This is a genomic window from Parundibacterium terreum, from assembly GCF_014636315.1.
GTDB classification, from domain to species: Bacteria; Pseudomonadota; Gammaproteobacteria; order Burkholderiales; family Burkholderiaceae_D; genus Undibacterium; species Undibacterium terreum.
In genome coordinates this window covers 1,363,653-1,376,798 of the sequence record NZ_BMED01000001.1, presented here as the reverse complement: position 1 = coordinate 1,376,798, position 13,146 = coordinate 1,363,653, and the positions used below count along the sequence as shown (strand labels likewise).

Here is a 13,146-nt window from a genome sequence, read left to right as displayed (position 1 = left end):
AATCTTGGCGAAATTTTAATGATGGAGACCGCGATGCGTTTCATGGTAATCAGAAAAACCGATCAGGACACCGAAGCCGGGGTTCTTCCTGCTGCCGGTATGCTGGAGGCGATGGAAGGCTTTGAAGAGCAATTGCAGGTAGCCGGCATCCATTGTGCGGGGATGGCCTTGCACCCCAGCGAACAGGCGGTACGCGTCAATTTTCACGATGGCAGTATCAGCATTTACGAAGGGCCTTTCTCCGAAGAAAATGAGCTGGTCGCCGGCTTCAGCATGATGGAAGCCGCATCAAAGCAGGAGTTGATCGAGGCATTGGAGCGCTGGCCCGCGCAACCCCACGACATGACGCTGGAAGTACGCGGCGGCGGCTGCCCCGGCGGGCTGGAGGGTATTGGACTAAAGAAGTCAGTGGTGAACGTGGGGCAAAACCAGGTGCACAAGCGCTTCCTAGTACTGCTGAAAGCCAATCCTTTGGCCGAAACCGGCGCCATCCCCAGCGACCAGGTACTGGCCGCCATGGCCAAAAGAAATGAAGAGGGCATCCGGGCAGGCAGGCTGCTTGCGGCTGAAGGCTTGCAAGTGACAGCCAGCGGCTCCCGGCTGAAGTTTGCTGGTGGCAAGCCATTCGTGCTGGACGGCCCGTTCAGTGAAACCAAGGAATTGATCGCCGGTTACTGGTTGCTGCAAGAGGAAAGCATTGCCGATGCGATAGACTGGGTCAAAACCTATCCCTATCCTTTCATTGAAGACGCGCAGGTGGAGATTCGCCAAGTGCAGCAAGAGGCAGAAAAAGCTGCAGCACTGATACCCGGAGCCGCCACTTCTGCTGATGTTGCTGCGGACTTGCCAGCCTGAAGCAGGGTGTACATTCAAAAAAATTTAAAAAATCTTGTCAGACCGTGTCGATTCCGGCGTGGACCGTTCGTCGTAGGTATGAGCGGCATGAGAATTTGCAGTAAAAATGGAATTCCAGCCCTTGATCAAAACATTTAAACCTTTTTAAGGAGCAGTAATGGCTACCCAGATATTTGTAAACCTGCCGGTAAAAGACCTGAACAAGTCGGTCGAATTCTTTACTCACCTCGGCTACACCTTCAATCCCCAGTTCACCGATGAAAATGCCACCTGCATGATCGTCAGCGATACGATCTACGTGATGCTGCTGGTGGAAAAATTCTTCAAGACCTTTACCAAGAAAGACATCTGCGATTCCAGCAAGAGCACTGAGGTACTGGTCTGCCTGTCCTGCGAAAGCCGCGCTCAGGTTGATGAGATGGTCGCCAAGGCAGTAGCTGCCGGCGGCAAGACGCCGAACGAGCCGAAAGACTATGGTTTCATGTACGGCCACGGCTATGAAGACCTGGATGGACATATCTGGGAGCTGATGTACATGGATCCAGCCGCATCCGGCCCGCACTAGTAAGCTGATAAGCTGATGCAGTGAAGGCCGTGCCTGCCTGGCATGGCCTCTGCATGGTTTCTATTCACCAAAGCATGACCAAAACCAGCCAATATCTGCACACTGCAGGCGATCCCGCACTGGCGGCGATCTTGCAGGAACTCATCAGCCGCGAGCCCATATTCCACAGGCCGGAGTGGGGTACATCGCGCGCCGATTTTGAGAAGATGATGGTGGACGATTTCTGGGAAATAGGTGCATCCGGCCAGGCCTATAGCCGCAGTTTTGTGCTGGACGAACTCGAGAGGCGGCATGCGGCGCCGCATGACGATGCATGGACGACGTCGGACTTCCAATGCCAGCAGCTCGCCGACAATCTATACCTGCTCAACTATATTTTGCTGCAAGGCAAGCGCAAGACGCGGCGATCCACAATCTGGGCGCGCGCAGATCAGCAGTGGAAGATCGTGTTTCATCAAGGGACTATCATCCACCAGGAATAGACTCTCTGCTGGCCGATCTTGACAGCTTCCAACCGGTTTTCCTGCAATGTGTAATCATTAGGGCTGGGAGAGCCCGCACCAGTGCAATGCCTCCCATCTCTTTCCAGGGAGCTGGCAGCCTCAAGTAGGTTTAGGCAGCCAGGCTCCTTGAACCGCAGCAAGCCCGCCTCTATGATGGTGGAGCATTCGTCAAATTTAACCAGGGAGTACCGCATGAAAGAAACGCTTACCGTCAAGGTTGCCGATGGCAGTTTTAATTGCTATGTGGCACGGCCAAGCGCCGCCGTCGCGCCTGTTATCGTTGTGATGCAAGAGATCTTTGGCGTCAACGCCGGTATCCGCAGCATTGCCGATGCCTATGCCGCCAAAGGATATATCGCGGTTGCGCCAGATCTGTTCTGGCGTGCCGAACCTGGGCTGGACATGTCCGAGAGCAAGGAAGGCGACTGGACCAAGGGTTTTGCCCTTTACAGCGCCTATGACTTCGACAAGGGTGTGCAGGACGTGGCGGCTACCATCGCTGCGGCCCGCACGATGACGGGTGCCAGCGGCAAGGTCGGCGTCACCGGCTATTGCCTGGGCGGCCTGATGACTTTCCTGTCTGCAGCGCGCGCCGATGCGGACGCTTTCGTCGCCTATTATGGCGGCAGCACCGAAAAATACATCCAGGAGAGCGTCAATATCAAACGTCCTTTGCTGTATCACCTGGCCGGTGCGGACGAGTATATAGGCACGGAAGCACAGGCAACGATCAATGCAGCGTTAAAAGCCAATTCGCATGCAGAAGTGCACACCTATCCCGGTTGCAACCACGCATTTGCCCGCCCAGGCGGCAATCACTATGATGCAAGCGCGGCCGAGCTGGCGAATGGCCGCACCGATGCCTTTTTCAAGAAGCATCTTTTCTAGGCCTTAAAGGGTTTTTGCCAAGGCATTTCTTGCAATGCCGGAGATGCGTGCAAAACGTGATAAAACGCTTTGCGCGCATAGTTTTACCGGCAGGGTTTGCTGCTTACTTATTAATCTTCGACGGCAAAACGGAACTCACCCTTCGGCAGCATCAGCTTGGGAACAGGCTTGCCAGCCTCTACGACAATCACATCGGCAGGTATCGCATCCAACGGGTCTTTCAGGTGGTAGGCATAGATTGCGCGCTGGCCTTTTTCTGGAAGTAGTTCCTTGGGGATGGGGTAGGGCGTGAAGCCTGCCATAGAGCTTAGCCAACTGGGTCGACCGGTCTTGGCGTCTATGCGATAGACAGGATGCACTACCTGCATATCAACGCGTGCTTCGGGTATGGCTAATTTGAGGTAGGTGTTTTCCCCTGACATCAGGACAAAGGCCTTGTTGCCCGGCTGTTTCTTCAGTGCCGCCTGATAGAGATCAAACTGGCGCTGCGTGTCGTATTGCTGGAACAAGGTAGTTTGATCTATCGTCAAAGGATCAATGCCAGTCAACCTTTTCAACTGTGCCGCCATCTTCGATTCATCGTTGTCCGATACCGCCTCTGGAAATTCGTTGGCGTGGCTATATCCAACATAAATGAAAACCCTTGCTTTTGGATTTTTTTTGAAAATTCTATCGACGAGATTTTTTGCCTGTTTGGATTCGCGCTGATTTGCCAGTGGCAATGAAGCTTCGTAGCTGATGAACTTCCAGTTTTGTTTTATCGCGTCTCGCAAGAAGTTTGCATACATGGGCTCTGCTGTGTAGTAGCCAGTGCGGTCATTCACGTAGTTTTTGGCAAGAGGGGAAAGATCCTCGCCAAGAAAGGTTTCGCAGGCCAGGTATTCAAAGCCTATTTTTCGCAACTCCCTTGCCAGTAGCATCGCAAAAGCGCGGTGCATCGGAACATGGTGTGCTTCATTTAAAATAACCACTTGCTTGCCACGAGCTTCGCGCAGGATTGCCGTCAGCGCGTCCTCCGCTATTGCCGGTGCAATTTTATTTTGGATGATCTCATCCACTGAATCTGTTTGAGCGGATGTATCCGCCTTCCCTGATTTCTTGCTTCGCTCGGCATCGTCGTCATAATAGATGCGATCACTTCGACTAAAGTCTTGCATCGCACCTTCCGTATTGCCTACAAAAGATTTGTCTGTCCCCAGCATTTGCAATTGCGTGGCTATTTGAAGATTCTTTGCGCGCGAATTTTCATTCAATGAAGATTCCGCCTTTTGCAGCTTGGCCTCACTTTTTCTCAACTCTAGCAGCCTGATGGTGCGGGGAGCGGCTGGTTCGGCTGGAGATTCCACTGCGAGAGCATAGGAGGGCACCAGATAACTCAGGCCCAGGAGGGAAAGCAGGAGTAAATTTTTTGTCATGAGAGTAGCAGGGAGATTGAAAGCTTACTATTTCATCAGTTGATAAGACGATAACATTAAAATCTTTCGCTGCAAACAACAATTATTCTTCCCCCATCCTCTCCGCCACATAATCCAGAAAACAGGTAATCCGCGATGCCAGTTGCGTATTGCGGTAGTACACCGCGTGTATGGGTTGCAGCACTTCCACCGTGTCGTCCATCAGCAATTGCACCAGGTCGCCGCGCTTGCGGTCGGCTCGAGTCATGAAATCGGCCAGGCAAATGATGCCCTGGCCCGCCAGCGCCAACTGGCGCAAGGTCTCGCCGCTGCTGGCTTGCAGGCTGGGGCTGATGGTATAGCGGTCGCCTTGTGCATGGCGCAGCGGCCACTGGTTCAGCGATTCGGGCTGGGTAAAGCCCAGCAGGCTGTGCTGCGCCAGGTCGTCCACGGTCTTGGGTTTGCCGTGCCGCTTCAGATAGGCCGGGCTGGCCAGCACGCGCAGGCGGTTGTGGCCCAGCGGGCGGGCATGCAAGGTGGAATCGCGCAACGTGCCGATGCGGATCGCGATATCGGTACGCTCCTCCAGCAGGTCGATGTACAGGTCATTGGTGTTCAGTTCCAGATCTATCTCCGGATAGGCTTGCCGGAAGCCCTCCACCAGCGGCACCACTACATGCAACATGAAGGGCACAGCGGCATTGATGCGCAGGCGGCCGGATGGGCGCTGGCGGCGTATCGCCATCTGTTCTTCCGCCTGGTCTACCGATTCCAGTATCTTGCGCGCCTGCGCCAGGAAGACGCCGCCTTCCTCGGTCAGCTCCAGTTTGCGCGTGGTGCGTCTGAGTAGCGTTGTTTGCAACTTTTCTTCCAGGCGACCCAGAGCGCGGCTGATGCCGGATACGGTCTGCTCCAATTGTTCCGCCGCTGCCGTCACCGATCCGCTATCCACCACGGTTACAAATGCCAGCAATTCGTCTAATGTGCTCTTCATTATTGAATTTTAATCAAATATCTTCTGCGCAGCACGGTATTTTTCTCAAAAGCGAAAACGGCGACACTTGCGCCTGTTGTCCTCTAGGGACTGCTGCAAAGCAAGTGATTCGCAAGAAACCAGCCACAGGCTGGACGACTCACAGGCTGGATTCATAGCGCAGCGGTGTCTCAATCTATTGTGGAGTTTGCCATGCCCATTGCCTTACTTGCGCTGACAATCAGCGCCTTTGCCATCGGAACGACGGAGTTCGTCATCGTTGGCCTTATCCCTACCATTGCCGGCGACCTTGGCGTCAGCCTGCCTTCTGCAGGCCTGTTGGTCAGCCTGTATGCACTCGGTGTCGCGATCGGCGCACCTGTATTGACCGCATTGACCGGCAAGGTCGCACGCAAGACCTTGCTGCTGTCGCTGATGGTCTTGTTCACGCTGGGTAATCTGCTGGCCTGGAAAGCGCCGAGTTATGAATCGCTGATCATAGCCCGCATCCTGACCGGTCTGGCGCATGGCGTATTCTTTTCCATTGCGTCCACTATTGCCACCGGCCTGGTACCCAAAGAAAAGGCAGCCAGCGCGATTGCAATCATGTTCACCGGCCTGACCGTAGCCCTGGTGACCGGCGTGCCGCTGGGCACCTTCATCGGCCAGCATTTCGGCTGGAGGGAAACTTTCCTTGCGGTTTCCGCCTTGGGCATTATTGCCTTCATCGGTAGCCTGATCTTTGTGCCTTCCACGATCAAGAGCTCTGCGTCTGCCTCCTTGATGGACCAGGTCAAGGTGCTGGGCCAGCCGCGCCTGTTGCTGGTATATGCGATGACGGCGGTCGGCTATGGCGGTTCTTTTGTCGCCTTCACCTATTTGGCTCCCATCCTGCAGGACATCAGCGGCTTCAGCGCCAATGCGATCAGCCTGGTGATGCTGGTGTACGGCGTGTCGGTGGCGGTCGGCAATATCTGGGGCGGCAAGCTGGCAGACAAGCGCGGCCCTATAGGCGCCCTGAAGATCATCTTTTCCCTGCTGGCGCTGGTATTGCTGGTGCTGAACTTCACCGCACCGCATCCATGGCTGGTCGTGGCCACCGTACTGGTGTGGGGCGCAGTCGCCTTTGGCAACGTCGCGGGTTTGCAGGTGTATGTGGTGCAGCAGGCTGAACACTTCACGCCACGTGCGGTGGATGTGGCTTCCGGCCTGAATATTGCGGCCTTCAATGTCGGTATCGCCGGCGGTGCATGGGGTGGCGGCTTGATCGTGGAACACCTGGGCTTGATGCATACGCCATGGATAGGCGCGCTGGTTGTGCTGGGCGCACTGGGCCTGACGGCATGGAGCGGCGTGCTGGATAAACGCAATCCTATCCCGCAGGTTGCCGGGGCGAAGAAATCCAATATGGTCGTCGGGCACTAGTTTTCAGCAGGGTGGGCACGGCTGCCTGCTTTGCAAACAAGTAGTCAAAGTAAATAGACAAAATAAGCAGATAAAGGAAATACCATGAACAACATCCCACCCTTTGGCCTCGGCACTTTCCGCCTGCAAGGCCAGACCGTCATCGATTCCGTCAAAACCGGATTGGAACTGGGCTACCGCGTGATTGATACGGCCCAGATCTACGGCAATGAAGCCGAAGTCGGCCAGGCGATTGCAGAAAGCGGCGTGCCCCGTAGTGAGTTATTTATCACCACCAAGATATGGACAGAGAACCTGGGCCGCGACGCCTTAGTACCAAGCCTGCAGGAAAGTCTCGCCAAACTGCGCACCGATTATGTGGACCTGACCTTGATTCACTGGCCTTCGCCCAATGCGGCAGTTCCGCTGGCGGACAGCCTGGCAGCATTGCAGCAAGTCAAGGCGCAGGGTCTGACACGCCAGACTGGCGTCTCCAACTTTACCGTTGCATTGATGCAGCAGGCCATTGATATCGTCGGTGCAAAAGAGATCGCGACCAACCAGATAGAATTGCATCCCTATCTGCAAAATCGCAAGCTGGCCGAATTCGCAGGCAGCCAGGGCATAACCGTGACCTCTTACATGACGCTGGCCTACGGCAAGGTATTGCAGGATGCTGTGATCCAGAAAATTGCCGGCACCCATCAGGCGACACCGGCGCAAGTGGTGCTGGCCTGGGCGATGCAGCTTGGCTATGCGGTCATACCGTCATCGACCAAACGCGCCAACCTGGAAAGCAACCTGAAGGCACAGCAATTGCGTCTATCTGAGAATGAGATGGCGCAGATCGCAGCACTGGAACGTAGCCAGCGCCTGACCAGCCCGGAAGGCCTGGCGCCAGCCTGGGATTGATGCCGGCGAGGTGTCGCGTGCCTGGGTGAAACAGCGAACAGATTTGGCATAGAATATAGGAAACAATATTAAGAATTGGGCCCTAACCAACTGGGAGCGAGACATCATGGCAATGAATGACACCTATGCAGCAACGGAACCAAAACGCGCCGATATCGATACGCTGGATGGCCCCGCCGTCATCGAATTCGGTGCGCCGTGGTGCGGCTATTGCCGTGCCGCGCAACCCCTGATTGCCGAAGCGCTGGATGAGCATCCGCACGTCAGTCACCTGAAAATAGAAGACGGCAGTGGCCGCCGCCTTGGGCGCTCCTTCGGGGTCAAACTTTGGCCTACGCTGGTCTTTTTAAACCACGGCAAGGAAGTTTCCCGGTTGGTAAGGCCGGTCGATATCAATGACATCAACCTGGCCCTGAAACAGATAGACGCTGTTGCATGAGCCGCGTCTTCGGCCACATCTTCGATCCGGGTAAAAGGCTACACTGCTGATTCCGTTTTTCCTACAGCGGCGCTGCATAGCGGCTGATATCTCTGCCGTCACAGGCAAAATATGATTTTCTTACCGTATCCATCGATGCGGCATTACGTTCCAGGCAAGACGGAAGTAATCGAAACATTTTTCGATGAGAAAATCATGATCACAATAAATATACAAAGAGCACCCGCACACAGGTGGATGCAAGCCGCTATCAGGACAGCCAAGGCCGCCGCCGAAGCGAATGAAATTGAATGGGAATACGCTCACATCAAGATACAACTGCCGCACGGCCGCTCCTACTTCAAACTGCCGGGACATATCGCGCTAGTGGAACGCTCATAGTTTTTGCGTTGATATCGAACTGGACGGAAGCTGTAGTCTGCTAATTTCACACTGCGGAGCTGATAACCCTTAAGGTAGTCATTCTGTGGTCTTCAGGTAATCGTCAGTAAGCCGCCGACAGCATATGCTCCCGGCGGCTTCTTATTTGTAAAATGAATTCCAATCCCAGCCTGATTGTTCATTCATAAAAGAGGTGTTCATACAGACAGTCGTGTGACGTAGTATGCTAGCAGGGGATTAATGTGAATACCCGGACCTGAAACAATGAAAACAATAAACAGGAGGCAGCACCTATGCGATTTCCGCTTGCAGTCAGGGCAGTACTGTTCGCCGGCGTCGTGATGTCGTCAGCAGCCTGCACTACGCAACCCACAATGCCGGCCAAAGTGCCGCTCACCGTCGTCAATGCCTTGGCGCCCGGCGGCAAGCTGCGTGCGGCGATCAACTATGGCAACCCCATCCTGGCGGGCAAGGATGCCGCCACGGGCGAGCCAGCTGGCGTGTCGGTCGATCTTGCCGTGGAGCTGGCGAAACGCCTGGATGTGCCGCTGGAACTGGTCACTTTCGATGCCGCGGGCAAAGTTAGCGCAGCGGTTGCTGCCAATAGCGTAGATATTGCGTTTTATGCGATAGACCCAAAACGCGCAGAAGATACGCTCTTCACCGGCGCCTATGTGGTCATAGAAGGCGCCTACATGGTGCGCCAGGATTCCCCGATACGGACTAATGAGCAGGTGGACAAGCCCGGCAACCGGGTCGTGGTGGGCAAGGGCAGTGCATATGACTTGTATCTGAGCCGCGAACTGAAGGAGGCCGAGTTGCTGCGCGCTCCGACTTCGCCGCAAGTGATCGACATCTTCATGCAGCAGAAAATGGAAGTCGCAGCCGGGGTCCGGCAGCAATTGCAGGCAGATGCGAAGCGCGTTCCCGGCCTGCGTTTGCTGGATGGGCGCTTTATGGAAATCCGCCAGGCGATGGCGATGCCGAAAAACCGGGATGCCGCGCTGGCCTATTTGAGCGATTTTGTCGAAGAGATGAAACGCAGCGGCTTTGTGGGAAAAGCCTTGCAGCGCCATCACATAGAGGGAGCTGAAGTCGCCCCGCTGACGCCGAATCTTCAGGTGCTGAAAGTGCACGCAGGAACGGCAGCCATCTGTTCCGATTTTTTCGAGTAAGCCGATGTCAGGCCTGCTCAGAAATCTGCTCACCATCTTCAAGGCACTGTTCCGCTATCGCAGCACTGGTGCCGATTCCTGTATAGCATCGCATTTCCTGATCTCCCCGCTGGATACAGGAATCGCAACGCTGAAGAGTGATAAATATTTCCAATTGGCGGAAGCCTGCCAGTTGGATTTCCTGATACGCACCGGCCTGATTACGACCATGCTGCGCGACGGCATCAGCTTCGTCAATGCCTCGCAGCTGGTCAAGTTCATGAAGCCCATCCGCCTGTTTAACCGCGTCAGGGTAGATACTGCCATCGTTTTTGCTGATGGCAAGCACGCCTATTTTTCTCATGTGTTTTTTTCAGGGGAACAGCAGCGCGGTGAAGTGATGGTCAAGATGAAATTCAAGAAGGGGGCAATAACGGTGCCTCCGCATCAATTGCTGGGTGATCCGGTGCAAGAGAAGCCGGCGCATTTGCAGCGCTGGGACGATGCGCTGGAAGCAATCGGCAATCCCGGCCGCTGATACCGCTAATGCCGCTAATGCCGCTAATGCCGTTGATGCCGTTGATTGTGCGAAAAGAAGTATTACGTCTTTGTAACGGCAATCCACGTATGCCAAAAAAATCCCCGCCGTTGCGGGGATTTTTATTTGCTAGCGGTACACCAATACCGGTATCTTGCTATGTGCCAGTACTTTCTGGGTTTCGCTGCTTAACAATAGCGCTTTGATGCCTTTGCGGCCATGCGAGGCCATTGCAATCAAATCGCAATGCCGGTTTTCTGCAGCATGGATGATGGCTTCATACGGATGGTCGTTGGTCAGGATCAGGATGTCGCAGTCAACGCGCATTTCCTTGGCCTCCAGCTCTACGTCCGTCAGATATCTTTCTGCCTGGGCCTGGCATTCCTTGGTGAATTTTTCGCTGGTGTCATCCAGCATTTCCGGCTGGTAGCTATACATATGGTATTGCGGCACTACATGCAGGCCGGTGACTTTGGCGCCTAGCGATTTTGCAAAACGCATACATTTTTGTATCGCGTCTTTGGACGATGGGGTGCCGTCGGTAGGCAACAGGATATGGGTATACATGGTCTTCCTCCTGAGTTCTTTGCGAATAGGTGATTAAGCTTTGATGCTTCTTGTTATTCATCCAGATCTCATTTTGAAGAATAGTGTATCGACGGAAAATATCCAGAGATTTCCAGAGATTTCACATTGATAGCAGCTTGCCAGCAGCATGGCCGTGTTCCTGCAGGCTGGAAATATTGCGCTATAGATCATGGCAAAGATACCTTGATGTTTCAGGTTCTGCTCACTACGCTTGCATCAGGAGTGCACGCTTGTTGATCGCATAAGTTTCATGCAATTTGCGTCGCGTGCGGCGCACTCCGGCTTTGACGAAGCTATGTCTGCAGCTCGTTAAAAGAAGTGTTGAAAATACCCGGCTCACAGCAAATCGCGATTGGGCCTGGGATCCCGCCAAGGCAGCTTTGCTGCTCGTCCAGCCAGCTCGCCCATTCGCGCGTCGCATATAGACCCGAGCAAAGACAAGAGTCTTAATCGGTACTTTTTAATCGATACAACGCAGGGGAGTTTGAAATGGCTATTAATGAAGAGAAGCTGAATGCCTTCATGGGTAATTTTGTGCACGACCTTGGAGCCGTATTGCATGCTGCAACCATTGTTGTCGGCGACCAGTTGGGTTTATATAAGGCGCTGGCAGAAGAGCCTATGAGCGCAGCGCAACTGGCGGCACGCACGGGCACCGACGTACGTTATCTGCTGGAGTGGCTATCGGCGCAGGCTGCCAGCGGATATGTGGAATATAACGCTGCGGATAAAACCTTCAGCATGACCGAGGAGCAAGCCTTCGCGCTGGCGATGGAAGGTAGTCCGGCTTTCATACCCGGCGCTTTCCAGGTGGCGGTAGATCAGTTTAAAAGCATACCCAAGATGGCCAAGGCTTTCCAGACCGGGCTGGGTGTGGGATGGCATGAGCACGATGCGGCCTTGTTCCACGGCACCGAGCGCTTCTTCCGCCCAGGCTATGCAGCCAATCTTGTCAGTAGCTGGATACCGGCGCTGGAGGGCATGGAGAAGCGGCTGCAGCAAGGTGGGCGGGTGGCCGACGTCGGCTGCGGACATGGTGCTTCCACCATCATCATGGCGCAGGCTTATCCGCAATCGACATTCATCGGCTTCGACTATCACGGGCCGTCGATAGAGCATGCACGTGCGGCCGCCAAGGACGCAGGTGTGCAGGACAGGGTGGATTTTGAGGTGGCATCGGCGAAGGAATACCCGGGCAGCAATTACGATCTGGTGACGGTGTTTGATTGCCTGCACGATATGGGCGACCCGGTCGGTGCTGCAACGCATGTCAAGCAAAGCCTGCGCAAGGATGGGGCCTGGATGATCGTCGAACCCTTTGCCAACGACACACTGGAAGACAATCTGAATCCAGTCGGTCGTATCTTCTATTCCGCGTCCAGCTTCATTTGCACACCCGCGTCGCGCTCGCAGGAAGGCGCTGCCTGCCTGGGTGCGCAGGCAGGAGAAGCGCGCCTGCGGGAAGTGACCAACAAGGGAGGTTTTCCGCATTTCCGCCGTGCCACGCAAACGCCGTTCAATCTGGTATTCGAGGCTAGGTTATAGCGGACTAGCGCCGGGATAGCGAGGAAATAAAGGGAGCCCGAACCGCAATGATGCCGGATGCCGGTGCGACTGTTGTTTGGTAGGTGTAATCAAGCGCGCTTGCATTCTTCGCTACGCAGAGCAAAATATGCCGAGCTCAAGCCGCACGAGGTCAAGCGAGCAAAAGCTGGCGAGAAAAGCAGGACTGATTTATTCGCCGGCGCACCTCAACCAAAAAAACTTGGCCAAGTCTGTACCCCAATCAGCGAATGCCTCAGTCCCAGGGGGACACGGACGTATCTAAATCAATGCATTGCTGCTGAGGAACTACCTTCTTGCTTTGGTTTGAACTGCTTGTCGCTGATCCGGAACTTTGTGCGCCTGTCACCCATCAGTTCGCGCAGCCCTTTGATGCTGAGGTCACTGATTTCATGCATGCGTATCAGCAGGGAGGCGCCTACCGGCAGGCGGCGATGCCGAATTTTACTGACGACTGGAGGTGCAACTTCCAGTGCCCTGGATAAGGCCGCATCGTTTTTGAGATGCAGTTGCTTGATTAACGTATCCAGCAGGTGGTTCGGATCGTACTTGATGTCATCAGAATCAAGATCCATCAATGTTGTCATAATTGCCTCGCTATAAGTCGATGTTTACTCTCGGATAAAACCGTTGATCCGGCTAATACCATTGGGTCAACGGTTTTATTGTATATGCAATATTGCACTTTACTAAGTTCCGATGACGGAACATTGTTAGAGAATGTAAAATTAACCAGAACATTGTTTAGGTGAGTTACCGCACAGAAAAAACCTCGCGCAGCCTTAATTCAAGCCATTCTTGCGATAGTTTTCCTCTATAGAACGTTAAATATATTATTCGGATGGCGTTGCTCTATAGGTAATTTACAAAATAATTACATGTGTCAAAGAAAGTTATCTTTCAAGTATCATTCTTGGCGGCAACCATATTTAACAAAAGAGCGGCTAAATGGCTCGGTGCACGGTACTTTATTAACAAAAAATAATTTA

Annotated in this window: 15 protein-coding genes; 11 read left to right on the top strand and 4 right to left on the bottom strand. The window is 54.0% G+C overall.

What is annotated here, in order from left to right:
- Positions 1–33 precede the first annotated feature (33 nt).
- The 4 genes from IEW12_RS06450 (at position 34) to IEW12_RS06435 (ending at position 2,811) form a co-directional block, all read left to right on the top strand.
- Positions 34–855, top strand: a complete 822-nt coding sequence (locus IEW12_RS06450) for a YciI family protein (RefSeq protein ID WP_188565108.1) — start codon at positions 34–36, stop codon at positions 853–855.
- Between the two features lie 157 nt (positions 856–1,012).
- Entirely contained in the window at positions 1,013–1,420 is a 408-nt protein-coding gene (locus IEW12_RS06445) for a VOC family protein (RefSeq protein WP_188565107.1), read from the top strand.
- Positions 1,421–1,494: 74 nt separating this feature from the next.
- Positions 1,495–1,902, top strand: a complete 408-nt coding sequence (locus tag IEW12_RS06440; RefSeq protein WP_188565106.1) for a nuclear transport factor 2 family protein — start codon at positions 1,495–1,497, stop codon at positions 1,900–1,902.
- 213 nt (positions 1,903–2,115) lie between these two features.
- The gene (locus tag IEW12_RS06435; RefSeq protein WP_188565105.1) at positions 2,116–2,811 is read left to right on the top strand and encodes a dienelactone hydrolase family protein; all 696 of its coding nucleotides are present in this window, start codon (positions 2,116–2,118) and stop codon (positions 2,809–2,811) included.
- Positions 2,812–2,921: 110 nt separating this feature from the next.
- On the opposite strand, the gene IEW12_RS06430 is transcribed toward IEW12_RS06435, so the two are convergent.
- The gene (locus IEW12_RS06430; RefSeq protein ID WP_188565104.1) at positions 2,922–4,226 is read right to left on the bottom strand and encodes a hypothetical protein; all 1,305 of its coding nucleotides are present in this window, start codon (positions 4,224–4,226) and stop codon (positions 2,922–2,924) included.
- A gap of 82 nt (positions 4,227–4,308) precedes the next feature.
- Positions 4,309–5,199: a LysR family transcriptional regulator gene (locus IEW12_RS06425; RefSeq protein WP_188565103.1), complete on the bottom strand. Its 891-nt coding sequence runs from the start codon at positions 5,197–5,199 to the stop codon at positions 4,309–4,311.
- A 192-nt stretch (positions 5,200–5,391) separates the two neighbouring features.
- Here IEW12_RS06425 and IEW12_RS06420 point away from each other — a divergent pair, with 192 nt between their 5' ends.
- From IEW12_RS06420 to IEW12_RS06395, 6 genes are all read left to right on the top strand, one after another.
- Complete coding sequence (locus tag IEW12_RS06420; RefSeq protein WP_188565102.1) at positions 5,392–6,603, top strand: MFS transporter; 1,212 nt, start codon at positions 5,392–5,394, stop codon at positions 6,601–6,603.
- Between the two features lie 84 nt (positions 6,604–6,687).
- Complete coding sequence (dkgB, locus tag IEW12_RS06415; protein ID WP_188565101.1) at positions 6,688–7,494, top strand: 2,5-didehydrogluconate reductase DkgB; 807 nt, start codon at positions 6,688–6,690, stop codon at positions 7,492–7,494.
- Positions 7,495–7,600: 106 nt separating this feature from the next.
- Complete coding sequence (locus tag IEW12_RS06410; protein ID WP_188565100.1) at positions 7,601–7,933, top strand: thioredoxin family protein; 333 nt, start codon at positions 7,601–7,603, stop codon at positions 7,931–7,933.
- Positions 7,934–8,128: 195 nt separating this feature from the next.
- Positions 8,129–8,314, top strand: coding sequence for a hypothetical protein (locus tag IEW12_RS06405; protein ID WP_188565099.1), 186 nt, complete (start codon positions 8,129–8,131; stop codon positions 8,312–8,314).
- A 374-nt stretch (positions 8,315–8,688) separates the two neighbouring features.
- Positions 8,689–9,489: an ABC transporter substrate-binding protein gene (locus tag IEW12_RS06400; RefSeq protein ID WP_188565688.1), complete on the top strand. Its 801-nt coding sequence runs from the start codon at positions 8,689–8,691 to the stop codon at positions 9,487–9,489.
- A 4-nt stretch (positions 9,490–9,493) separates the two neighbouring features.
- Positions 9,494–10,006 carry an acyl-CoA thioesterase gene (locus tag IEW12_RS06395; protein ID WP_188565098.1) on the top strand — a complete coding sequence of 171 codons (513 nt, stop codon included), beginning with the start codon at positions 9,494–9,496 and terminating at the stop codon, positions 10,004–10,006.
- Between the two features lie 129 nt (positions 10,007–10,135).
- Here IEW12_RS06395 and IEW12_RS06390 read toward each other — a convergent pair whose 3' ends face one another.
- Entirely contained in the window at positions 10,136–10,573 is a 438-nt protein-coding gene (locus tag IEW12_RS06390; RefSeq protein ID WP_188565097.1) for a universal stress protein, read from the bottom strand.
- Between the two features lie 510 nt (positions 10,574–11,083).
- Between IEW12_RS06390 and IEW12_RS06385 the strand changes: the two genes are divergently transcribed.
- Positions 11,084–12,139 carry a class I SAM-dependent methyltransferase gene (locus tag IEW12_RS06385; RefSeq protein WP_188565096.1) on the top strand — a complete coding sequence of 352 codons (1,056 nt, stop codon included), beginning with the start codon at positions 11,084–11,086 and terminating at the stop codon, positions 12,137–12,139.
- 284 nt (positions 12,140–12,423) lie between these two features.
- Here the strand turns inward: IEW12_RS06385 and IEW12_RS06380 are convergent, their stop codons facing one another.
- Positions 12,424–12,732 (bottom strand): hypothetical protein, encoded by a 309-nt coding sequence (locus tag IEW12_RS06380; protein ID WP_229750950.1) that lies wholly within the window; start codon positions 12,730–12,732, stop codon positions 12,424–12,426.
- Between the last annotated feature and the right edge of the window lie 414 nt (positions 12,733–13,146).